This is a genomic window from Rhodococcus jostii RHA1, from assembly GCF_000014565.1.
GTDB classification, from domain to species: Bacteria; Actinomycetota; Actinomycetes; order Mycobacteriales; family Mycobacteriaceae; genus Rhodococcus_F; species Rhodococcus_F jostii_A.
The window spans coordinates 1,278,595-1,299,657 of sequence record NC_008268.1 but is presented as its reverse complement, the minus strand read 5'-3'; the positions used below and the strand labels follow the sequence as shown (position 1 = coordinate 1,299,657).

The window sequence follows — 21,063 nt, the reverse complement described above, 5'->3', positions numbered from 1 at the left end:
GCGAGGTGAGTGGTACCGGAACCGACGGCGAGCGCCGGGACGCCGAACACCGACGCGGCGAACTGCGCATCTATCTCGGAGCCGCACCGGGCGTCGGCAAGACGTTCGCGATGCTCGGTGAGGCGCACCGCCGCCGGGAACGGGGGTGCGACGTGGTCGCGGCCGTGGTGGAGACCCACGGCCGCGACCGCACGGCGGCGCAGCTCGGCGACCTCGAACTGGTTCCGCCCAAGCTGATCGCCTACCGGGGCACGCTCGGCCGGGAACTCGACGTCGAGGCGGTGCTGGCCCGCAGGCCGGCGCTGGTCCTCGTCGACGAGCTCGCGCACACGAACACACCGGGCAGCGTCCACGAGAAACGCTGGCAGGACGTGGAGATACTCCTCGCCGCGGGGATCGACGTCCTCTCGACGCTCAACGTCCAGCACCTCGAAAGCCTCAACGACGTGGTCCAGCGGATCACCGGAGTGGTGCAGCAGGAAACGGTTCCCGACGAGGTGGTGCGCGCCGCCACCCAGGTCGAATTGGTCGACATCACTCCGGAGGCTCTGCGCCGCAGGCTGTCCCACGGCAACATCTATGCCGCGGACAAGGTCGACGCGGCACTGAGCAACTACTTCCGGAAAGGGAACCTCACCGCACTCCGCGAACTGGCCCTGCTGTGGGTGGCCGACCAGGTGGATGCCGCACTCGCGAAATACCGTGCGGAGAACAAGATCACCGACACGTGGGAGGCCCGGGAACGGGTGGTGGTCGCGGTGACGGGCGGGCTGGAATCGGAGACGCTGGTTCGGCGCGCCGGCCGGATCGCGTCGAGATCCAGCGCCGAACTGATCGTCGTGCACGTGGTGCGCGGCGACGGCCTCGCGGGTGTCTCGGCTCCGGAGATGGGCAAGGTGCGCACGCTCGCCGCGAGCATCGGGGCGAGCCTGCACAGCGTCGTCGGCGACGACGTTCCCACCACGCTGCTCGACTTCGCCCGGACCGCGAACGCCACGCAGCTGGTGCTGGGCACGTCGAGACGCTCACGGTGGGCACGGATCTTCGACGAGGGCATCGGCGCGAGCGTGCTGCACCAGTCCGGGTCGATCGACGTGCACATGGTGACGCACGGCGAATCCCACCGCCCGCGGCGGTTGTCGCCGGTGGGCTCCCGTTCGCGCACGGCGATCGCCTGGATCGCCGCCGTCCTCGTACCGTCGGTGGCCACGCTCGTGATGAGTGCCGTCGACCGGTGGCTCGGATTGGTCGGCGAGGGGGCCCTGTTCTTCATCGTGGTGCTGCTCGTCTCGCTGCTCGGGGGTGTCGCCCCCGCCGCGTTCTCCGCGCTGATCTCGGGTCTGTTCCTCAACTACTTCTTCACGCCGCCGGTGCGGAGCTTCACCATCGCCGAGCCGGACAACTTCATCACCACGGTCGTGCTGCTCGTGGTGGCCGTCGCCGTCGCGGTCCTGGTCGACGCGGCCGCCAAGCGGTCGCGGGAAGCCCGCCGGGCGTCGCAGGAAGCCGAGCTGCTGGCACTGTTCGCCGGATCGGTGCTGCGCGGCGCCGACCTCGGCACCCTGCTCGAGAAGGTGCGCGAGACCTACGGCCAGGATTCGGTCAGCGTGCTGCACCGCGACCGCGGTCCGGTGGGGTCCGTCGGGCCGCACCCACCGGTGAGCGTCGACGACGCCGACACCGTCTGCGAGGTGGGGGAAGGGGAGTACGCGCTCGCCCTGCGCGGAAGTGAACTGCACGCCCGGGACCGTCGCGTGCTGCTCGCCGTCGCCAACCAGGCGGTGGGCATGATCCGTCAGACCGAGCTCGCGCAGGAGGCGGGGCAGGCGCAGGCGCTGGCCGAGGCCGACCGGTTGCGGCGATCGCTGCTGTCCGCCGTCAGCCACGACCTCCGGACCCCGCTGGCCGCGGTCAAGGCCGCCGCGTCCAGCCTGCGCAGCGACGACGTCGACTTCTCACCCGAGGACACCGCCGAACTGCTCGCGACCATCGAGGAATCGGCCGACGTCCTGACCTCCCTCGTCGGCAACCTGCTCGACTCGTCCCGTCTCGCGGCGGGAGTGGTGACCCCGACGCTGCGGCCGGTGTACCTCGACGAGGTGGTGCACCGGGCGCTGGTGGGTCTGGGAATCGGCGGCCGGACCGGGACCAGGGCCCGGGAAAGGGTGGAGGTCGACGTCGGAACGGTCGCGGCGATGGCGGATTCGGGCCTGCTCGAGCGGGTGCTCGCGAATCTGATCGACAACGCACTCCGCTACGGTGAGGACTCCGTGATCCGCGTCGGTGCCGCGGCGGTCGGCGACCGCGCCGTCGTCACCGTCGCCGACACGGGGCCGGGAATTCCGCGTGGGCGGGCAGACGAGATGTTCGCCCCGTTCCAGCGGCTGGGGGACCGCGACACCACCACGGGAGTCGGGCTCGGGCTCTCCGTCGTCCGCGGATTCGTGGACGCGATGGGCGGGACCATCAGCGCCACCGACACCCCCGGCGGTGGTCTGACGATGGTGGTGGAACTGGCCGGGGCGGGAGGGGCGCATCCATGACGAGAGTTCTCGTCGTCGACGACGAACCTCAGATTCTCCGCGCGCTGCGGATCAATCTGAGCGTGCGCGGATACGACGTGGTGACGGCCGCGTCCGGGGCCGCCGCCCTGCGCGCCGCGGCCGAGCGACCACCGGACGTGATCGTGCTCGACCTCGGGCTACCCGACATGGACGGCACCGAGGTGCTCGCCGGCCTCCGCGGGTGGTGCCCCGCACCGGTGATCGTGTTGTCTGCGCGGACCGACTCCGCGGACAAGGTGGAGGCCCTCGACGCCGGCGCCGACGACTACGTCACCAAGCCGTTCGGGATGGACGAGTTCCTGGCGCGGGTGCGTGCGGCCGCCCGCCGGGCGACGACGGCCGTCGACACGAGTGAACCTGTGGTGGAAACGGATTCGTTCACGGTCGATCTGGCGGCGAAGACGGTGCGCCGGGCGGGGGCCGAGGTGCACCTGACGCCGACCGAGTGGGGGATGCTCGAGATGCTCGTGCGCAACAAGGGCAAGCTGGTGGGGCAGAAGGAACTGCTGCGGGAGGTGTGGGGTCCGGCGTACGCCACCGAGACCCACTACCTGCGGGTGTATCTGGCGCAGCTGAGGCGCAAACTCGAGGACGACCCGTCCCACCCGCGTCACCTCATCACCGAGGCCGGGATGGGCTACCGGTTCCAGGTGTGACGGTAATCCCGCTCACGACCGATGATTCCGGCCGGCTCCGGGAGTCCTACCTTTCGACCGCAGCATCACACTCGACCGGAGGATCCACGAATGCCCGCACCGGAGACCCCGCAATCGCTCGCGCACACCTTTACGGCGCCGATCCAGAAGGACGGGGCGTTCGCGACGTACGTGACCGTGCCGGACTCCGCCGAACTCCTCGGAACGAGGCGGCCGGTGAAGGTCGGCGGGACCATCGACGGCCACCCGTTCAATGCCACCCTGATGCCCTCGGGCGAGGGTCCGCACTGGCTTCCCCTGAAGATCGCACTGTGCAGGCTGATCGGCAAGGACGCGGCCGGCGTCGAGGTGTCGGTGCATCTCGACCAGCGGCTGAGCTGACCGGGGGGCGCCGCCGTTTGAACGCAGCTGACCGGGGTATGGAACCACCGGGAGCGCGGTGCGTTTCCGGACCGGTTCCGAGGTGTGTCGTGCCGAACAGGCAACGGTTGTCGAGGTGGCTCCCGGCAGTGGGCGTCGTGTTGCTCGTCGCCGCGTGTGGAGCCGATGACGGCGACGGCGCGAGCAAGGATTTCGCGGGCACCGTCGACATCGGCGGGGACCGCCACATCTATCTGGAGTGCGCGGGCACAGGCGCACCGACCGTCGTGTTTGCGTCCGGTCTCCGGTTCGGCGCCGATCAGTGGACGACGACGGCCGATCCGGCCGCCACTTCGGCCTTCGACGGTGTCGCCGAGTTCACCCGAGTCTGCTCGTACGACCGGCCGGGAGTCGTGCTGGGCGACGACGCATTGAGCCGCAGCGACCCGGTTCCGCAGCCGATCACCACCACGGACGCGGTCGCCGACCTCCAGTCGCTGCTGGGCGCCACCGGCGAGGCCGGCCCCGGCCCCTACGTGCTGGCCGCCCACTCCTACGGCGGTCAGATCGCGAGACTCTTCGCCGGCACCCATCCCGACGAGGTGGCGGGCATGGTGCTGATCGACGCGCAGTCGGAGGAGTTGCAGACACTCCTGCCCCCGGAGCAGTTCCAGGAGTTCCTGCGGCTCAACACCCCGCAGCAGGACAGTCTCGACGAATACCCGGACCTCGAGCGCGTCGACTTCGTCCGCAGCTTCGACGAGATCCGCGCCGCCGAACCGATCCGGCCCCAGCCGCTCGTCGTTCTCTCCGCCGACCGCTCGGTGGCGCCGCAGATCGCGGAGGGCGTCGCGAACGGAAGCCTCCCCGCCGACATCGATCCCGGCTACGGCCCGGCCCTCGACGCCGTGCAGCCGAAGGCGCAGGCGGATCTGGCACAACTCGTCCCGGGTGCCAAACATGTCACGAACACGAACAGCGGCCACAACATCAACATCGAGCAGCCGCAACTCGTCGTCGACGGAGTCCGCGACGTCGTCGACGCCGTGCGCGACGGGCGCACCGAGCCCTGACCGTCGCACGCGGCTCGGCCTGCGGAATGTGGTCGCCTCGACGTGGGAGACTGGACCGGTGAGGTTGTATCGAGACAATGCGGTGGTCCTGCGCCAGCACAAGCTGGGCGAGGCCGACCGTATCGTCACACTCCTCACCCGGCAGCACGGTCTGGTGCGCGCGGTCGCCAAGGGGGTGCGCCGCACGAAGTCCAAGTTCGGCGCCCGGCTCGAGCCGTTCGCGCACATCGACGTGCAGCTCTACCCCGGCCGCAACCTCGACATCGTCACCCAGGTCCAGACGGTCGACGCATTCGCGACCGACATCGTCGACGACTACTCCCGGTACACCACGGCGTGCGCGATCCTCGAGACCGCCGAGCGGCTCGCCGGTGAGGAACGGGCCCCGGCGCCGCAACTGCATCGCCTGACGGTAGGTGCGCTGCGGGCCGTCGCCGAGCACAACCGCCCGTGCGAGCTGATCCTCGACGCCTTCCTGTTGCGGGCCATGGGTTTTGCGGGATGGGCTCCCGCCCTCGACGACTGCGCGCGGTGCAGCGCCCCCGGACCGCACCGGGCATTCCACGTGGCCGCCGGGGGAGCGGTGTGCGTCCATTGCCGGCCGCCGGGCGCCGCCACGCCGTCACCGGGTGTCCTCGACCTGATGGATGCGCTGATCCGCGGCGACTGGGCGAGCACGGAGGACGTGCCCGAGTCGTTGCGGGGGCAGGCCAGCGGTCTCGTCGCGGCGCACCTGCAATGGCACCTCGAACGGCAACTCCGCACCCTCCCGCTGATCGAACGCGCACGACCGCATGCGGCGGTAAGGGTGGAGGATTCGGTCAGGCAGGATGGGGACCGTGATTCGACGACGCGAACCTCGAGCCCCGCATAATTCCGGGTCCGAGCGCCAGATCCGGCCGCCGGACCAGCACCCCTCGGGCGCCCGCCCGCCGGGCCTGCAACCCGAACTCGTGCCCCGGCACATCGCGCTGGTGATGGACGGCAACGGCCGCTGGGCGCAGGAGCGGGGACTGCCCCGGACCGCGGGCCACGAACGCGGCGAGGCCGTGTTGATGGACGCCGTCTGCGGGTGCATCGAGATGGGCGTCGAATGGTTGTCGGCCTACGCGTTCTCCACCGAGAACTGGAAACGCAGCCCCGAGGAAGTCCGCTTCCTGATGGGCTTCAACCGCGACGTGATCCGGCGTCGCCGCGACGAGATGCACGAGATGGGGGTGCGCGTGCGGTGGGCGGGTCGCCGGCCCAAGCTGTGGCGCAGCGTCATCAAGGAACTCGAGATCGCCGAGGAGCTGACGAAGCACAACACGGTCATGAACCTGACCATGTGCGTCAACTACGGCGGGCGCGCGGAGATCGCCGACGCGGCGAAGGAGATCGGCAGGCGGGTCGCGGCGGGGCAACTCGACCCGGAGAAGATCACCGAGGCGACCGTGGCCCGGTATCTCGACGAGCCGGACATGCCGGACGTCGACCTGTTCCTCCGGCCGTCCGGCGAGCAGCGCACGTCCAACTTCCTGATCTGGCAGTCGGCCTACGCCGAGATGGTGTATCAGGAGAAGTTGTTTCCCGATTTCGACCGCCGGGACCTGTGGGCGGCATGCGTGGAGTACGCATCGCGTGACCGTCGGTTCGGTGGGGTGAAATGACCGTCGACGGGGCGCCCGCACTGCTCGAGCGGGCGGCGGACGCGCTCGAACACTTCGCCACCGTCACCCGGGCGGAGGACGGCTCGCTGAGTTTCGAGTACGCCGGAGCGCTGTGCTCGATCAGTGCGATGACCCTCACCGAGGGCCTCGATGTGCTGTCGATGACGTGCGTGCTGGCCTGGGATCGTCCGGTCAGCGCGTCGCTGCACAAGAGGGTCGCGGAGCGGAACGGCGCACTGCAGTTCGGTTCGATCGCGGTGTTCGGCCACGGCCGGCTCGCGGACGTCATCCTGCGCTACACGTTCCCGGCCGCCGGGCTCGAAGACGAGGCGCTGACCACGATGCTGCTTCTCGTGTTGAGCGGGGCCGATACCGCCCGTCAGGGGCTGATCCCCTGACGCTCACTGCGTCGCGCTGCAGTCCTTGCAGAGGCCGAAGATCTCGATGGTGTGGCTGACGTCGGAGAAGCCGTGGGCGTCGGCGATCGACTGCGACCACTGCTCGACGGTGGGCCCCTCGACCTCGACGGTGTAGCCGCAGGTGCGGCAGACGAGGTGATGGTGATGTCCGGACGAGCAGCGCCGGTACACGGATTCACCGGTGTCGGTACGCAGGACGTCGACCGTTCCGGCGTCGGCGAGCGTCTGCAGGGTGCGGTAGACGGTGGTCAACCCGATGCCCTCGCCGCGCTTGCGGAGTTCGTCGTGCAGTTCCTGCGCCGACCGGAACTCCTCGATGTCGTCGAGGAGCGCGGAGATGGCGCTGCGCTGCTTGGTGGCGCGTACTCCCACGACGACGGGCTTGCGCTGGCCGGTGTTCTGGGTCAAGGCTTCTATCCTTCCTCGGCGTGCGCGACGGCGTCCACGACGATGTGGGCGAGGTGGTCGTCCACCAGGCGGTAGAGGACCTCACGTCCCGTGCGTTCGCCGCGGACGACGCCCGCGGCCTTGAGCACGCGAAGATGCTGGCTGATCAGTGGCTGGGTGACTCCGAGTGCCCCGACGAGTTCGTGCACGCACCGTTCCGATTCGCGGAGCTGGAGGACGATCGCGATCCGGACGGGGGCGGCGAGGGCGCGCAGGATGTCGCCGGCCGCCGCAAGGGTCTCCTTCGACGGCACGGGAGCGGGCGCCGCCGCCTCGAACGGATGCAGATCCCCGGGATCGATGACGCTCACCAGTGATCTCCTTCGGTGTGCCGGACAATGGACGGGACCGTGGCCGCGAGGCCGTCGGCCCGGGAGGATCACCCTCACCTTATTGCAAATCGATTCCATTTTGATATGCACGAATACGCATGTCAACCGGGTGGGTGAACCGACCGCGGTCGGGCAGATAGGCTGGGCTCCGAAAAGCGCACGTGAACCATGCATCTATTACCCAGATGGAGAGCACCCGAGTGGCACCGAAGTCCAAAGTCGAAACCGTCGTCAATCTCGCCAAGCGTCGTGGCCTGGTCTACCCGTGCGGTGAGATCTACGGAGGCACGAAGTCGGCCTGGGACTACGGCCCCTTGGGCGTCGAGCTCAAGGAGAACATCAAGAAGCAGTGGTGGCGCAACATGGTCACCAGCCGTGAGGACGTCGTCGGCCTCGACTCCTCGGTCATCCTGCCCCGCGAGGTGTGGGTGGCGTCCGGTCACGTCGGCGTGTTCAACGACCCGCTGGTCGAGTGCCTCAACTGTCACAAGCGCCACCGTCAGGACCACCTGCAGGAGGCGTACGCGGAGAAGAAGGGCCTCGACAACCCGGACGACGTCCCGATGGACGTCGTGGCCTGCCCCGACTGCGGCACGGTCGGTCAGTGGACCGAGCCCCGCGACTTCAACATGATGCTGAAGACGTACCTCGGCCCGGTCGAGAGCGAAGAGGGCATGCACTACCTCCGCCCGGAGACCGCGCAGGGCATCTTCGTGAACTTCGCGAACGTGCTCACCACGTCGCGCAAGAAGCCCCCGTTCGGCATCGGCCAGATCGGCAAGAGCTTCCGCAACGAGATCACGCCCGGAAACTTCATCTTCCGCACCCGCGAGTTCGAGCAGATGGAGATGGAGTTCTTCGTCAAGCCCGGCGAGGACGAAGAGTGGCACCAGTACTGGATCGACTACCGCATGGACTGGTACACCGGGCTCGGCATCAACAAGGACAACCTGCGCCTGTACGAGCACGCACAGGACAAGCTGTCGCACTACTCCAAGCGCACCGTCGACATCGAGTACCGCTTCCACTTCCAGGGCAGTGAGTGGGGCGAGCTCGAGGGTGTGGCCAACCGCACCGACTTCGACCTGTCGACCCACTCGAAGCATTCGGGCACCGACCTCAACTATTACGACCAGGCCACCGGTGAGCGCTACACGCCGTACGTCATCGAGCCGGCAGCCGGTCTCACGCGTTCGCTGATGGCGTTCCTCGTCGACGCGTACACCGAGGACGAGGCGCCGAACGCGAAGGGCGGCGTCGACAAGCGCACCGTGCTGCGTCTGGACCGTCGTCTCGCCCCGGTGAAGGCTGCGGTGCTGCCGCTGTCGCGCAACGCGGACCTGACGCCGAAGGCCAAGGATCTCGCCGCGACGCTCCGCCAGCACTGGAACGTCGAGTTCGACGACGCCGGCGCGATCGGCCGCCGCTACCGCCGTCAGGACGAGATCGGCACACCGTTCTGCATCACCGTGGACTTCGACACGCTCGAGGACCACGCCGTGACCGTCCGTGAGCGTGACTCCATGGCCCAGGAGCGGGTCGCGCTCGACCAGGTCGAGGGCTACCTGGCGCAGCGCCTCATCGGTTCCTGATCCGCCGTCACCTGCGCGCGTCGCAGGTGACGGTCAGATAGTTCGTCAGGATTCGCCGGTTCTCCTCGGACACCGGGATGCGCGAGTATTCCGGTGCCGAGGAGCCGACGGCGATCCACAGCGGAAAGACGAAGGGCTTCTTCGCCTCCGCGAGGGCATGGGGGTCGCAGCGCGCCGCGTCGATGGTGATGTCGACGCTCAGCCGGTCCTCGCCCGCCCGCATGGTGGCGGGCAGTGCGCCGTGCAGCGCATACAGGACGCTGCCGCCGATCTCGTCCAACCGGATGTCACCCGACGCCGTTCCCCGGCTCACGACGAGCTGGGCGGGCAGGGGTGCTGCCGGCTCGGGCGGAGCCGCCGCCGGGATCAGTGTCACCGGTACGGCCCGCGCCAGATCCTCTGCGGCGCAGTCACTGTCGTGGATACGGCCGAGGACGTCGTACGGGGCAGCGAGCGGCACCCGCACGGGCGAGCCGCTCGGATCGGCGACCCCGATCAGGGTGTACGCCGGCTCCGGGGGTGTGTCGCAGCGCACCGGGCCGTATTCGGCCTCGACATCGATCCGGTTGCCGGGACCGAGTTCGACCACGCGCCGGGTCTCGGGTGCCGCCTCGAAGCCGGGACTGTCCAACGCCACGGATGTCACGTCGACGGGCACATCGCCGGTGTTCGCTATCCGCACGTGAATCCGCCCACCCGCCGCGTCGTCCTCCCGGCTGCGATACGCCTCCGCCGACAGCGGGATCGCGTCGTCCTCGGTCGGATCCCCGCCCGCGCAGCCCGACAGGCCGCCGCAGGCGGTGGCCGCGACGCAGGCGAGTGCGACGAAGACTCGGGAGGACGTCAGAATCGGCCGCCCCCACTGATCCGGCCGGAGCTGCTCGGCCCGCCGAAGGACCGCGGGCCGCTGCTGCGGCCGCCGCCGCCGGAGCCGCGGCTTCCCCAGTTGCCGCCGCCGCTGAATCCGCCGCGCAGGATGCTGTCGATCAGGATGCCGCCGAGGATCGCACCGGTGGCGTTCCCGCCACCGCTTCCGGGCCCGGGGAGCTGGCGGGACTCCCAGCGGCTCACGTCGTTCTGCGCCAGGCGCAGTGCGTCGGCCGCCAGGCCGGCCGCGGCCTGGGCGTGCTGAAGCGCGCGGGAGGCGTCGGTGGCGCGGAGTTGCTGCGCGCCCGCCAGGTGCCGCTGCGCCTCGGTCAGGCGGGTCCGGGCGTCCGCTCCCACCGCGCCGCGTCGGGTGCCGATGAAGTCCGACGCCGCCGTGACCTGCGACTGCGCGGCCACGAGGTCCTGCTCGAGACGCTGCTGCGCGCGCTCGGCCTGCTGCCGGGATTCCTGCGCCTCGGCGAGGACGGCGTCGAGTTCCGCGTCTGCCTTGACGATCTGGGTGAAGCTGCCGAGCGGGTCGGTGTCCGCGGCAGTGCGGGCCGCCGCCAGCGCTGCCTCGGCCGCGGCGCGGGCCGACGCGAGCCGGTCTCCACCCTGCTCGGTGAACTGGGCTGAGGCCGCGATCCCGGCCTCCACGTCGGTGATCGCGGCCGGCAGCGTCGCGATGGCGTGCCGGATGTCCTCCGCGGCGTGGTCGACGGCGTCGAGTAGCGTCCGGGCCTGTTCGAGGGCGCCCTCGGCTCCGCGGATCGCCGACACCGCCGGTCCCTGTTTTCCGGGCGGCAGGGCGATCGCGTCCCTGCCGTCGGCCACGGCCCGTTCCGCGAACGCGAGCCGCTCCTCCGCCATCGTCACGTTGTGGGCGACGGAAGCGAGTGCGGCGGCCGGGAATTCGGTCTGCAGGGTGGCGAGCGTCTGCGTGGAATCGGGGATGCGCACAGTCAGTGCGACCATGTCCCGGGTGAGCGCGTCGAGTCGGTCGGGGGCGTTGATCAGCAGGTCCCGGAGTCCGTCGAACTCCTGAACCCGCTCGTTGAGTTCGCGGTCGGCGCGCCCGCACGAGGTGATGATGTCGATGAGCATCTCCCGTTGCTGCTGTGGGGTCTCGGGGATCGCGTCGTCGAGTCGCTGGCGGACGGTGAACGCGGCCGCGAGTGTCGCCTTCGCCGTGTCGAACGCCGCCGTGAACGATGCCGTGGCCTGCTCGCCGAATTCCCCGCGGGCCAGGTCGAGTTCCTCCTGACTCGTACGCAGCGCGTCGTCGGTCTCGACGAGCACCTCCTTGGCGCGCTCGTCCAGCGTCGGCAGCGGCAGCGCCGTCAGCGCGGCGGTGTCCTCGGGGCTGATGCTGCGCGCCGCCTCGACGCCGGCCCGGATGCGGTCGTGCTTCTTCTTCCGCGAATACAGCACCACGCCACCCGCGCCCACGACGACCACACCGCCGCCGATCAGCAGTGTGCGCACCGACATTCCTTCGCCCGGACTCATCGCGTCGCCCAGGCCGCCCGCTGCGGCGATCGCGCCTCCGGCCCAATCCTCCTCGCGCAGGGCGGGTTCCACCGCATCCACCCGGATCGACTCGGCCTCGTCGCTGGTGATCTCCGACAGTCCGTCCGGCGCGATGAGGGCGTACTCGCGGTCGACCGTCGCGACCGCGAGCAGGGCGTCGCGGTCGCCGAGCGAGGACGCCTGCGCCGTCTGATCCGCCCACGGACCGGCGCCGAGCCCGTTGAAGTCGGGCACGTACACCACCCACAACCGCACCTTGTGCTCGTCGTACAGCTGGTCGATCGCGGCCTGGACGTCGCTCTGCTGGTCGGCGTCGAGCACACCGACGGTGTCCGTGATCTGGCCGGGAAGACGGAACGGTGCGTCCGCCGAGGCGATCGCGGGAGAGAACAGGATCGCCACGAGAGTCAGGAGTGCGGAGACGGCGCCAACGGCGGCGAACCGCCGAGCACGGGGCTGTCGGGGGCGGGACGACGGCGTCTGCTCGAGGCGCGGTGCGAGTGGCATGGCAGCAAATCTATCGGGTGTGGCGAGTCGTCATCGGGACAGTTCGGCGACAGCTGGCAGAATCAGGGAGTGAATTCTGCACCGAGCCGTGAACGCCACGACCTCCCGCGCCGTCCTGCGCGCCTGGGGTTCGCCGGCACGCTGGCCCGGTGGACCCGCCGGATCATCGCCGGCGTGGTCCTCCTCGCCGCCGCGCTGGTGCTCGGCACCGCGGTCCGGGTGTGGCAGGTCGCGCGGATCGACGACACGTCGGCCGCCGACGCGATCGTCGTGCTCGGGGCCGCCCAGTACTCGGGAACCCCGTCGTCGGTGTTCGAGGCCCGGCTCGAGCAGGCGTACAAGCTGTACGAGCGCGGGGTGGCCCCCGAGGTCATCACGGTCGGCGGCAAACAGGAGGGCGACGAGTACACCGAGGCGGCGTCCGGCAAGAACTATCTGATCTCGCGCGGCGTCCCCGCCGACAGCATCACCGCGGTCGAGGAGGGGTCCGACACCCTGCTCAGCATCGAGGCGGTCAGTGAGGCGATGGCGGCGCAGGGCATCGATTCGGCGGTCCTGGTCAGCGACCCCTGGCATTCGCTGCGGACGCGGACGATGGCACGCGACGCCGGACTCGACGCCTGGACGGCGCCCACCCGGCAGGGGCCGGCGGTGTTCACCCGCGAATCCCAGTTGCACGGAATCGCCCGGGAGACAGGGGCGTTGATCTGGTACCAGCTCACCCACTTCTCGGCCGACTTCCCCTACACGGCGGGACAGTAGACATTCGATGACAGCACACACGACACCCCTCGGCGACGTGTACTCCGCGCACGACGTCGCCCGGCGGGTCCGCGAGGCACCGAAACGGGCGGGAATCCCGGGCAGCCAGATCGCGGCCGCGCAACACCGATCCGTCTTCTCCCGCGACCGCGCCCGCGTCCAGCACTCGGCCGCGCTCCGCAGACTCGCCGACAAGACCCAGGTGGTCGGTCCCCGGGACGGTGACACTCCGCGGACACGGTTGACGCACTCGATCGAGGTGGCGCAGATCGGTCGCGGGATCGCCGACGGTCTCGGCTGCGATCCCGATCTGGTGGACCTCGCCGGCCTCGCGCACGACATCGGTCACCCGCCGTACGGCCACAACGGGGAGAAGGCCCTCGACGAGGTCGCGGAAAGCTGCGGTGGGTTCGAGGGCAACGCCCAGAATCTGCGTATCCTCACGAGCCTCGAACCGAAGGTGCTCTACCCCGACGGAAGCAGTGCCGGGCTCAATCTGACCCGCGCGTCGCTGGACGCGGCGATCAAGTACCCGTGGACCCGGCCGCGCCCCGGCGCGAAGTTCGGGGCCTACGACGACGACGCCGACGTGCTCGCGTGGATCCGCGAGGGTGCCCCCGACGGCCACCAGTGCCTCGAGGCGCAGGTCATGGATTGGGCCGACGACGTCGCCTACTCCGTGCACGACGTCGAGGACGGCGTGATCGACGGGCGCATCGATCTGCGGTCACTGGCCGATCCGGTGGATCAGCGGGCGCTCGCCGAGTTCGGTGCGTCGGAGTTCCCGGGGCTCGACGTGGAGGAACTGATCGAGGCCGCGACGCGGTTGAGTCTTCTGCCCGTCGTCGTCGAGGTGGGCAGCTACGACGGCACGCTCACCAGTTCGGTCGCCCTGAAGAACCTCACCAGCGAACTGGTCGGCCGGTTCGCGACCGCCGCGATCATCGGGACCCGCGACGTCCACGGCGACAAGCCGGTCGCCCGGTACGACGCCGACCTGGTGGTCCCGCCGGTGGTGGCGGCGGAGGTGGCGCTGCTCAAGACGTTCGCACTGAACTACGTGATGTCGGATGCCGGCCACCGGGCGCGGCAGGCACGCCAGCGCGACCGGGTGCACCGCGTCGCCGAATGGCTGCTCGCGACCGCACCCGCCGGTCTCGACCCCATCCTGGTTCCCGCCTGGAACGCCGCGGCCGACGATCCCGCACGGGTCCGGGTCGTCGTCGACCAGATCGCCTCCTACACCGAGAGCCGTCTCGAACGCGTCGACAAGTCGAGTCTCGGAGCCCAGGCGAGCTGGGGCTGACAAAGTCGGAAGCCGGACCCATCCTGCCGCCGCGGTGCTACGAATACGTCTAGAGACAGCTCGCACCCCAATGGTCAGGGAGACCGGATGAAGTCTGCAGTGCGCAAGATCATCGGTTCGACGTCCGCAGCGCTGGCGGTGGCGGTCGGTGCCGCCCTACTGGCCCCACCCGCGGCCCAGGCCGCGCCGGCGTACCCGTTCGCGGACCCCGACCCGTTCTACGGTGCGCCCGTCGACGTCGGGGCACGCGCCGACGGTGACGTGCTGGCGAGCCGACCGGTCGCCGCCACCGGATACCCCACCGCCGACGCCTGGCAGGTGAAGTACAAGTCGACCAACTCCGCCGGAGCGCCCATCGCCGCCATCACCACGGTGCTGGTACCCCGCGGCACTCCCGCGAACCGGCCGCTCGTGTCCTACCAGCCGTTCGTCAACGCGCTCGGGCTCGAGTGCGCGCCGTCCCATCAGCTGTTCACCGGCGGAATCCAGGAGGGGCCCGCCCTCAACGCCCTGCTCGCGCGCGGCTGGGCCGTGGCCGTGCCCGACCACCTCGGACCGACCAGCGCGTACGGAGCCGCGAAACTCGGCGGCCGGCTCGTCCTCGACGGCGTCCGCGCCGCGCAGCGGCTCCCGGAAGCGGGACTCGGTGGCAGTCCGGTCGGGCTGGCCGGCTATTCGGGCGGCGCCATGGCGACCAACTGGGCTGCGGCGCTCGCACCCACCTACGCCCCGGAACTGAACATTGTGGGCGCCGCCCAGGGCGGCACACCGGTGAACATCGGTGAACTGGCCGACCGGCTGGGCAGCACCCGCTCGCAGGCGTTCGGCCTGGGATTCGCGGCCGCCATCGGTCTCGAGCGTGAATACCCGACGCGCTCGCCGCTGGGGGACGGCCTCAACGGCGACGGACTCGCCCTGCGGGCGCAGATGAGCAACATGTGCACGGATTCGATACTCGGCGCCGGTGCGGGGAAGTCGCTACCCGACCTGACCAACGGTCCCGGCATCCTCGCCGATCCGTCCGGCCGCTCGGTGATGGACGAGAACAGCGTCGAACTGTATCCGGGAGTCCCGAGGACGCCGATGTTCGTCTGGCACGGCAGCGCGGACCCCCTCGTCGCCATCGAGCCGGTGCAGAACACCGTCGCCCGGTACTGCTCACAGGGTGTGCCGGTGCAGTTCGACGTGATCCCGGGCGCCGACCACGGCACCGCCACCATGCTCGGTGCCGGTCCCGCATTCGGCTATCTCGGCGACCGATTCGCCGGGATTCCCGCCCCGTCGAACTGCTGACCCCGAGGCGGAAGTTCGGGCTGCGGCGGAGCGCCTAGACTGTCGTTCGTGGCTGGCAGAATCCCTGATCGTGACGTTGCGGCCATTCGCGAGCGCACACGGATCGAGGACATCGTGGGGGAGTACGTCTCCCTCAAGCGCGCGGGCGGCGACTCCATGAAGGGGCTGTGCCCGTTCCACGACGAGAAGTCGCCGTCATTCCACGTGCGGCCCAACCACGGGCATTACCACTGCTTCGGGTGCGGCGAGGGCGGCGACGTCTACTCCTTCCTCCAGAAGATCGACCACATCAGTTTCGTCGAGGCCGTCGAGCAGCTCGCCGACCGGTTGAACTACACCATCTCGTACGAGGGCGGCGGCACCTCGGTGCAACGCGACCGCGGCACCCGCTCCCGGCTGGTCGCGGCCAACGCCGCCGCGCAGGAGTTCTACTCGGCGCGTCTGCAGGAACCCGATGCACAGGCGGCCCGCGACTATCTGACGGAACGGAACTTCGACGCGCAGGCCGCGCAGCAGTTCGGGTGCGGGTATGCACCCGACGGCTGGGACATCCTCACGAAGCACCTGCTGGGTAAGGGTTTCGACGTCAAGGAGCTCGAGGCCGCGGGCCTGTCGAAAGCCGGGCGCCGCGGTCACATCGACCGCTTCCACCGGCGCCTGCTCTGGCCCATCCGGAACCTGTCCGGCGACGTCATCGGGTTCGGTGCCCGCAAGTTGTTCGACGACGACACCATGCCCGGCAAGTACGTCAACACGCCGGAAACCATGCTGTACAAGAAGTCTCAGGTGCTGTTCGGGCTCGACCTCGCGAAGCGCGACATCGCCAAGGGGCATCAGGCCGTGGTGGTCGAGGGATACACCGACGTCATGGCGATGCACCTGGCCGGGGTCAAGACCGCCGTCGCCGCCTGCGGCACCGCGTTCGGTGAGGACCACCTCGCGATGCTGCGGCGACTGCTGATGGACGACAGCTACTTTCGCGGCGAGATCATCTACACGTTCGACGGGGACGCCGCCGGCCAGGCCGCGGCGATGAAGGCGTTCGAGGGTGACCAGAAGATGGCCGGGCAGACGTTCGTCGCCGTGGCACCCGAGGGCATGGACCCGTGCGAGTTGCGGCAGAAGTCGGGTGACGCCGCCGTCCGCGACCTGGTGGCGCGTCGCACACCGATGTTCGAGTTCGTGGTCAAGTCGATCCTCACCGAGCACGACCTCGAGACCGCCGAGGGCCGGGTCGAGGCGCTGCGGCGCACCGTGCCGGTGGTCGCGCAGATCAAGGAAGCGACGCTGCGTGACAGTTACGCCGTCCAGTTGTCCGGCTGGGTGGGCTGGGACGACATCGCCGCCGTCCGGCAGCGGGTGCGGGACGAGGCACGCAAGCGGGCGTCCACCCGCGGGTCGCTGCCTGCGCCGCCCAAGAAGAAGGCCGCCCGGGACGAGGACCAGGACACACCGCAGTTGCCGGTCGGGCTCACCAGGCCGCGGCCGAACGATCCGACGCTGTGGGCGCAGCGCGAGGCACTGAAGGGTGCGTTGCAGTACCCGGCGATCGCCGGCACCGTATTCGACTCGCTGCCGGTGGAGACGTTCACGCACCCGACGTACGTCGTGATCCGTGAGTCGATGATCGCGTCCGGCGGCACCAGCGCGGGACTCGGCGGCGGCGAGTGGGTCGACGCGGTCAGCCGCGGTGTCGACGACGTCACCGCGGCGTCGCTCGTGTCCGAACTCGCAGTCGAGCCGTTGCCCGCCGAAGAGGACACCGTGCCGCGATACATCTCCGGCGTGATCGCACGCCTGCAGGAGGTGTGGGTGGGGGAGCAGGTGGCGGAACTGAAGTCCAAGCTGCAGCGCATTTCACCGGCCACGGCGTCGGACGAGTTCCATTCGCTGCTCGGCGACCTCGTCGCCCTGGAGCAGTACCGCCGCAGCCTGCTCGATCAGGCGATCGGCGACACCAACCGGGACGGGATGGCCGGCTGAACCGGCCACCGCCGGCTACTTCTTCTTGAGCTGATCCTGAGGAACCAGGATGGTCGTTTCCTCGTCGAGCGGTTTCATGGGCTCGAGCTTCGGCTGAGTGTTCAGGGAGTCGGACAGCTTCTGACGCGACATCTGCAGCACCTTCTTCGTGGCCGGGCTGGTGGCCACGGCCTTGGTGGCCCGGCTGATCTGTTCGTAGCGCGCACGTCCTGCTCGCGTACCCAGCACGTACCCCGCAGCGATACCGATCAACAACCGCATCATTCCCGCTTCCTCCCGACACACAACGACCTGCACCCATCCTGCCTGATGCGTCGACAGGCAGGCGATTTGGTACTGGGGTGGGGCTATGCGCTACAGTTTCTCTCGCATCGCCGGGAACGGCGAAGCACAGCAGAATAATCCCCTGTAGCTCAATTGGCAGAGCTTCCGACTGTTAATCGGACGGTTGCTGGTTCGAGTCCAGCCGGGGGAGCATCGAAACCCCGTCCGGTTGATCCGGGCGGGGTTTTCTGCTGCGCCCGGTCAATTCGGACAGGTGCACCGTCCGGGGCGAGTACATTCCCGCTGTATCGGCAGCAATCGATCGCGGGGTGTGCGATGAGCGAGGACGGCCGCGAAATCGGGCGGACAGGGTCGATCGGGCGCTTCGGCACGGGCGACGCCCCGCGGTGGCTTCTGCCCTCGATCCTCTACGTCCTGCTGGCCGTCGCCGCCTACCAGTTGTCGGGTTGGCTGTTCGTCAACCTGCGGAGCTTTCTGGGTTTGCTGTTCCTCGCGTGGTTGTTCAGTATCACCATCGAACCGGTCGTCGACTGGCTCGAGCGCCGGGGGTTGCGGCGCGGCGCCGCCACCGGACTCGTGCTGTTCGCGCTGTTCGTCTTCGCCATCGGATTCCTGGCACTCTTCGGGACACTGCTCGCGCAGCAACTCGCCCAGCTCCTCAAGGCCCTGCCGGGTGCGCTGTCCTCGGTCACCGACTGGTCCAATCGCGTGTTCGACACCGACTTCGCGACGGGCGAGGATCTGATCCACCTCACACCCGAGACCATCCGAGACCTCGCCGAGCGGTTCACGCCGGGAGTTCTGGGTGTGTTGTCGTCGCTGCTCGGTGTCGTGTTCCAGATGCTGACGCTGCTGCTGTTCGTGTTCTACATGTCCGCGCAGGGGCCTGCCCTTCGCCGCACGATCTCGAGCTGGTTTCCGGCGCGGCAACAGGGGGTCATCTCGGTGGTGTGGGAGATCTCGGTCGAGAAGGCCGGCGGATACGTGGTGTCGCGGCTGATCCTCGCTGCGGTGAGTTCGGTCGCCACGGGCATCTTCCTCGTGGCGATCGGAGTGCCCTACTGGTTGCCGCTGGCGCTGTGGACCGGCATCGTCTCGCAGTTCGTCCCCACCCTGGGCACCTACCTCGCGATCGCCCTCCCCGCGATCATCGCGGCGGCGTCCCAGCCGATGGACGGTGTGTGGGTGATCGTGTTCGGGACCGTCTACCAGCAGATCGAGAACTACGTGCTGCACCCGCGCATCACGTCCGCGACGGTCTCGATCCACCCCGCGGTCGCGTTCGGATCGGTGATCGTGGGCGCCTCGCTGTTCGGTCCGGTCGGCGCCCTGGTGTCGGTGCCGGTGGTCGCCGCGATCCAGGCCCTCGTCGAAACGTACGGGCGACGGTACGAACTCGTCGCAGACGCATCGGCGCCGGTCACCTCAGTCGAACAACGCAAACACGCGGGCGACGAAGAAGGCCGCGACCGCGAGGACGAGTAGACCCACCACGATGAACGCGAGGATCGGCACCGTCCGGCCCGGCATCGGCTGCGGATGCGACAACCCCGAGGTCTGGCCGGGATCCGGTGGCGTGTCACCCGGCTGAACGCCCCCTCCGTCGTCGAGCGCCGGTGCATCGTCCGGTTCCGGTCCTGGTCGTTCGACGCTCATCCTGTGCTCCCTCTCGTGATCCTCCGCACTGCGGATCACACCCGCGTACCCCGGAAGACGCGTTCGCACACACGGCGGCGGGGCAGTGCCCACGTCCGGACACGATCCGGTTCGCCGACCACGAAAAGTCCTGTCAGGGCGGGCTTCGTCCCGGCTACGCGCCCACGGCGGGCGCACGGTAACATCGGCACGCCGCGATCGCGAGTAGTGCGGCGATGGGGCGGTAGCTCAGTCGGTTAGAGCCGTGGACTCATAATCCATTGGTCGCGGGTTCGAGCCCCGCCCGCCCCACCGTTTTCCGCGGATGCCCCAAGTCGAACGCCCGCTCCGTCGTTGTTCTCCGTGCCGGAGCGGGGCAGACTGAAAGGCATCCGAGGAGGCCATCGTGGAGCTGCAGATCGTGGCGATCGACAAACCCGACGACATGAACGTGATCGTCGGACAGTCCCACTTCATCAAGACCGTCGAGGACGTGCACGAGGCCCTGGTCGGAGTGGGCCCGCATCTCCGGTTCGGTGTCGCGTTCTGCGAGGCCTCGGGTCCTCGCCTCGTGCGCTGCTCCGGCAACGACGACCGTCTCGTCGAGTTGGCCACCCGTAACGCCGTCGCGGTCGGCGCGGGACACTCGTTCTTCGTGTTCCTGGAGGACGGCTACCCGGTGAACGTCCTGAACACGCTGAAGCAGGTGCCGGAGGTGTGTGGCATCTTCTGCGCCACCGCCAACCCCCTCGAAATCATCGTGGCCGAGACGGAACTCGGCCGGGGCATCGCCGGCGTGATCGACGGCCGCCCACCCGCCGGTGTCGAGACCGATGCCGACGTCGCCGACCGCAAGGCGTTGCTCCGGACGATCGGTTACAAGCTCTGAGCGAGCGGAGCCCGGACTAGGCCAGCGGATCGACGCGTTCCCAGGCAACCGGGAGTTGCACGTCGACCCCCTCGGCCAGGCCCCTCTCGGTGAGAAACCGCAGGGACCGCCGGAAGTTGTCGGCGAAGCGGGGGAGCGGCGTCAGCGGCCGGTCGAGCGGTTTCCAGAAATTGTCCCAGTGGATCGGGATCACGCGGCGTGCGCCGGTCCGGGTCACGAGTGCGTCCCAGTAGTCGCGGCGGAACCGGTCGGACTGCTTGCCGAGTGTGCCGATGCCGAGATAGACGGTGTCGGCGTCGTATCCGTCGAGCGCGCCGGGAACGAAGTTCGCACTGGCGTGGACGAGGACGCGGCCGTCGGGGTGCGCGAAGTGGAACGAGAAGCAGTCGCCCTGCGCGTATTCGCCGATCGATGCCGGCGGGTGTACCGCGTGTTCGATCGTGCCCGGGAACTTCGCCCGGGGGCTGTGCTCGGCGGGCAGCGCCGTCACCTCGAATGCGCCGTACCTCACGGGAGTTCGCACCTGGATCGTCCGGAACCGGTCCATCGCGAACCCGTAGCCCTCGGCGATGTGACGCGTCGACGGCGAACCGACGAGTTCCGCACCGGTGCGCTCCGCAACCGTCGGGGAGTCCATCGCGTGGTCGTAGTGCGAGTGCGCGACGAGGACGGCGGCGAGGCGGTCGGTTCGAGTTCGGGCGAGGGCCCGGTCGACGGCGGCACCGTCGGGGCGCAGCGGCCGGAGGACAGAGCGCAGGAGCGGCGGCCTGGAGAAGAACCCGTCCGTCATCAGCGACGTCTCGCCGTCGGACAACAGGATCGTGGAAACACCGAGAAAGGTGGCGTGCATGCTCGCGACCGTACCGGTGGGCGGCATTCGCACGGCGGGATCTGTGGCCGTTCTACGATGACCG

21 protein-coding genes and 2 tRNA genes are annotated in these 21,063 nt (G+C 69.3%); 16 read left to right on the top strand and 7 right to left on the bottom strand.

Annotated elements, in window-relative coordinates; genetic code table 11:
• The first annotated feature begins 5 nt into the window (after nucleotides 1-5).
• The 7 genes from RHA1_RS05955 to RHA1_RS05925 all read left to right on the top strand — a co-directional run bounded on the left by RHA1_RS05955 (nucleotide 6) and on the right by RHA1_RS05925 (nucleotide 6,700).
• Nucleotides 6-2,543 carry a DUF4118 domain-containing protein gene (locus tag RHA1_RS05955; protein ID WP_011594313.1) on the top strand — a complete coding sequence of 846 codons (2,538 nt, stop codon included), beginning with the start codon at nucleotides 6-8 and terminating at the stop codon, nucleotides 2,541-2,543.
• Complete coding sequence (locus RHA1_RS05950) at nucleotides 2,540-3,220, top strand: response regulator (RefSeq protein WP_005247902.1); 681 nt, start codon at nucleotides 2,540-2,542, stop codon at nucleotides 3,218-3,220. The genes RHA1_RS05955 and RHA1_RS05950 overlap by 4 nt, the downstream gene beginning before the upstream one ends.
• A gap of 90 nt (nucleotides 3,221-3,310) precedes the next feature.
• Complete coding sequence (locus RHA1_RS05945) at nucleotides 3,311-3,601, top strand: DUF1905 domain-containing protein (RefSeq protein ID WP_011594312.1); 291 nt, start codon at nucleotides 3,311-3,313, stop codon at nucleotides 3,599-3,601.
• A gap of 89 nt (nucleotides 3,602-3,690) precedes the next feature.
• Entirely contained in the window at nucleotides 3,691-4,653 is a 963-nt protein-coding gene (locus RHA1_RS05940) for an alpha/beta fold hydrolase (RefSeq protein ID WP_011594311.1), read from the top strand.
• A gap of 58 nt (nucleotides 4,654-4,711) precedes the next feature.
• Nucleotides 4,712-5,527, top strand: a complete 816-nt coding sequence (recO, locus tag RHA1_RS05935; RefSeq protein WP_011594310.1) for a DNA repair protein RecO — start codon at nucleotides 4,712-4,714, stop codon at nucleotides 5,525-5,527.
• A complete protein-coding gene (locus RHA1_RS05930) occupies nucleotides 5,493-6,302 on the top strand; it encodes an isoprenyl transferase (RefSeq protein WP_041812323.1) in 810 nt (269 codons plus the stop codon). The genes recO and RHA1_RS05930 overlap by 35 nt, the downstream gene beginning before the upstream one ends.
• Nucleotides 6,299-6,700 (top strand): hypothetical protein, encoded by a 402-nt coding sequence (locus RHA1_RS05925; protein ID WP_011594308.1) that lies wholly within the window; start codon nucleotides 6,299-6,301, stop codon nucleotides 6,698-6,700. Before RHA1_RS05930 ends, RHA1_RS05925 begins: the two co-directional genes overlap by 4 nt.
• Before the next feature lie 3 nt (nucleotides 6,701-6,703).
• On the opposite strand, the gene RHA1_RS05920 is transcribed toward RHA1_RS05925, so the two are convergent.
• Nucleotides 6,704-7,129, bottom strand: coding sequence for a Fur family transcriptional regulator (locus RHA1_RS05920; protein ID WP_011594307.1), 426 nt, complete (start codon nucleotides 7,127-7,129; stop codon nucleotides 6,704-6,706).
• 5 nt (nucleotides 7,130-7,134) lie between these two features.
• Nucleotides 7,135-7,479: an ArsR/SmtB family transcription factor gene (locus RHA1_RS44470; protein WP_016879990.1), complete on the bottom strand. Its 345-nt coding sequence runs from the start codon at nucleotides 7,477-7,479 to the stop codon at nucleotides 7,135-7,137.
• A 221-nt stretch (nucleotides 7,480-7,700) separates the two neighbouring features.
• On the opposite strand from RHA1_RS44470, the gene RHA1_RS05910 reads away from it, so the two are divergent.
• A complete protein-coding gene (locus tag RHA1_RS05910; RefSeq protein WP_005571613.1) occupies nucleotides 7,701-9,092 on the top strand; it encodes a glycine--tRNA ligase in 1,392 nt (463 codons plus the stop codon).
• A 7-nt stretch (nucleotides 9,093-9,099) separates the two neighbouring features.
• On the opposite strand, the gene RHA1_RS05905 is transcribed toward RHA1_RS05910, so the two are convergent.
• Together RHA1_RS05905 and RHA1_RS05900 are read right to left on the bottom strand one after the other, a co-directional pair.
• Nucleotides 9,100-9,774: a hypothetical protein gene (locus RHA1_RS05905; protein ID WP_041811143.1), complete on the bottom strand. Its 675-nt coding sequence runs from the start codon at nucleotides 9,772-9,774 to the stop codon at nucleotides 9,100-9,102.
• Between the two features lie 161 nt (nucleotides 9,775-9,935).
• Nucleotides 9,936-11,996, bottom strand: coding sequence for a TPM domain-containing protein (locus RHA1_RS05900; protein ID WP_011594304.1), 2,061 nt, complete (start codon nucleotides 11,994-11,996; stop codon nucleotides 9,936-9,938).
• A 69-nt stretch (nucleotides 11,997-12,065) separates the two neighbouring features.
• Here RHA1_RS05900 and RHA1_RS05895 point away from each other — a divergent pair, with 69 nt between their 5' ends.
• The 4 genes from RHA1_RS05895 (at nucleotide 12,066) to dnaG (ending at nucleotide 17,340) form a co-directional block, all read left to right on the top strand.
• Nucleotides 12,066-12,758: a YdcF family protein gene (locus tag RHA1_RS05895; protein WP_011594303.1), complete on the top strand. Its 693-nt coding sequence runs from the start codon at nucleotides 12,066-12,068 to the stop codon at nucleotides 12,756-12,758.
• 7 nt (nucleotides 12,759-12,765) lie between these two features.
• Nucleotides 12,766-14,064 carry a deoxyguanosinetriphosphate triphosphohydrolase gene (locus tag RHA1_RS05890; protein ID WP_009473924.1) on the top strand — a complete coding sequence of 433 codons (1,299 nt, stop codon included), beginning with the start codon at nucleotides 12,766-12,768 and terminating at the stop codon, nucleotides 14,062-14,064.
• Nucleotides 14,065-14,151: 87 nt separating this feature from the next.
• Nucleotides 14,152-15,357: a lipase family protein gene (locus RHA1_RS05885; protein WP_011594302.1), complete on the top strand. Its 1,206-nt coding sequence runs from the start codon at nucleotides 14,152-14,154 to the stop codon at nucleotides 15,355-15,357.
• A gap of 48 nt (nucleotides 15,358-15,405) precedes the next feature.
• The gene (dnaG, locus tag RHA1_RS05880; RefSeq protein WP_009473922.1) at nucleotides 15,406-17,340 is read left to right on the top strand and encodes a DNA primase; all 1,935 of its coding nucleotides are present in this window, start codon (nucleotides 15,406-15,408) and stop codon (nucleotides 17,338-17,340) included.
• 15 nt (nucleotides 17,341-17,355) lie between these two features.
• Here the strand turns inward: dnaG and RHA1_RS05875 are convergent, their stop codons facing one another.
• Entirely contained in the window at nucleotides 17,356-17,604 is a 249-nt protein-coding gene (locus RHA1_RS05875; protein ID WP_005570860.1) for a hypothetical protein, read from the bottom strand.
• A 138-nt stretch (nucleotides 17,605-17,742) separates the two neighbouring features.
• On the opposite strand from RHA1_RS05875, the gene RHA1_RS05870 reads away from it, so the two are divergent.
• Nucleotides 17,743-17,815, top strand: a tRNA-Asn gene (locus RHA1_RS05870).
• Nucleotides 17,816-17,940: 125 nt separating this feature from the next.
• Nucleotides 17,941-19,110, top strand: coding sequence for an AI-2E family transporter (locus RHA1_RS05865; RefSeq protein ID WP_011594301.1), 1,170 nt, complete (start codon nucleotides 17,941-17,943; stop codon nucleotides 19,108-19,110).
• Here the strand turns inward: RHA1_RS05865 and RHA1_RS05860 are convergent.
• Nucleotides 19,051-19,281 carry a DUF6480 family protein gene (locus tag RHA1_RS05860; protein WP_041811138.1) on the bottom strand — a complete coding sequence of 77 codons (231 nt, stop codon included), beginning with the start codon at nucleotides 19,279-19,281 and terminating at the stop codon, nucleotides 19,051-19,053. The genes RHA1_RS05865 and RHA1_RS05860 overlap by 60 nt on opposite strands.
• A 217-nt stretch (nucleotides 19,282-19,498) precedes the next feature.
• Between RHA1_RS05860 and RHA1_RS05855 the strand changes: the two genes are divergently transcribed.
• Nucleotides 19,499-19,572: transfer RNA gene (locus RHA1_RS05855), tRNA-Ile, on the top strand.
• A 94-nt stretch (nucleotides 19,573-19,666) separates the two neighbouring features.
• Nucleotides 19,667-20,149 (top strand): adenosine-specific kinase, encoded by a 483-nt coding sequence (locus tag RHA1_RS05850; protein ID WP_009473920.1) that lies wholly within the window; start codon nucleotides 19,667-19,669, stop codon nucleotides 20,147-20,149.
• A 16-nt stretch (nucleotides 20,150-20,165) separates the two neighbouring features.
• Here RHA1_RS05850 and RHA1_RS05845 read toward each other — a convergent pair whose 3' ends face one another.
• The gene (locus RHA1_RS05845) at nucleotides 20,166-20,999 is read right to left on the bottom strand and encodes an MBL fold metallo-hydrolase (RefSeq protein ID WP_237726848.1); all 834 of its coding nucleotides are present in this window, start codon (nucleotides 20,997-20,999) and stop codon (nucleotides 20,166-20,168) included.
• Nucleotides 21,000-21,063 lie beyond the last annotated feature (64 nt).

Coding starts and splice junctions, on each gene's coding strand:
- RHA1_RS05900 (WP_011594304.1), bottom strand. CDS start 11,996: ATGCCACTCGCACCGCGCCTCGAGCAGACGCCGTCGTCCCGCCCCCGA.
- RHA1_RS05950 (WP_005247902.1), top strand. CDS start 2,540: ATGACGAGAGTTCTCGTCGTCGACGACGAACCTCAGATTCTCCGCGCG.
- RHA1_RS05925 (WP_011594308.1), top strand. CDS start 6,299: ATGACCGTCGACGGGGCGCCCGCACTGCTCGAGCGGGCGGCGGACGCG.
- RHA1_RS05885 (WP_011594302.1), top strand. CDS start 14,152: ATGAAGTCTGCAGTGCGCAAGATCATCGGTTCGACGTCCGCAGCGCTG.
- RHA1_RS05875 (WP_005570860.1), bottom strand. CDS start 17,604: ATGATGCGGTTGTTGATCGGTATCGCTGCGGGGTACGTGCTGGGTACG.
- RHA1_RS05890 (WP_009473924.1), top strand. CDS start 12,766: ATGACAGCACACACGACACCCCTCGGCGACGTGTACTCCGCGCACGAC.
- RHA1_RS05865 (WP_011594301.1), top strand. CDS start 17,941: ATGAGCGAGGACGGCCGCGAAATCGGGCGGACAGGGTCGATCGGGCGC.
- RHA1_RS05845 (WP_237726848.1), bottom strand. CDS start 20,999: ATGCACGCCACCTTTCTCGGTGTTTCCACGATCCTGTTGTCCGACGGC.
- RHA1_RS05945 (WP_011594312.1), top strand. CDS start 3,311: ATGCCCGCACCGGAGACCCCGCAATCGCTCGCGCACACCTTTACGGCG.
- RHA1_RS05860 (WP_041811138.1), bottom strand. CDS start 19,281: ATGAGCGTCGAACGACCAGGACCGGAACCGGACGATGCACCGGCGCTC.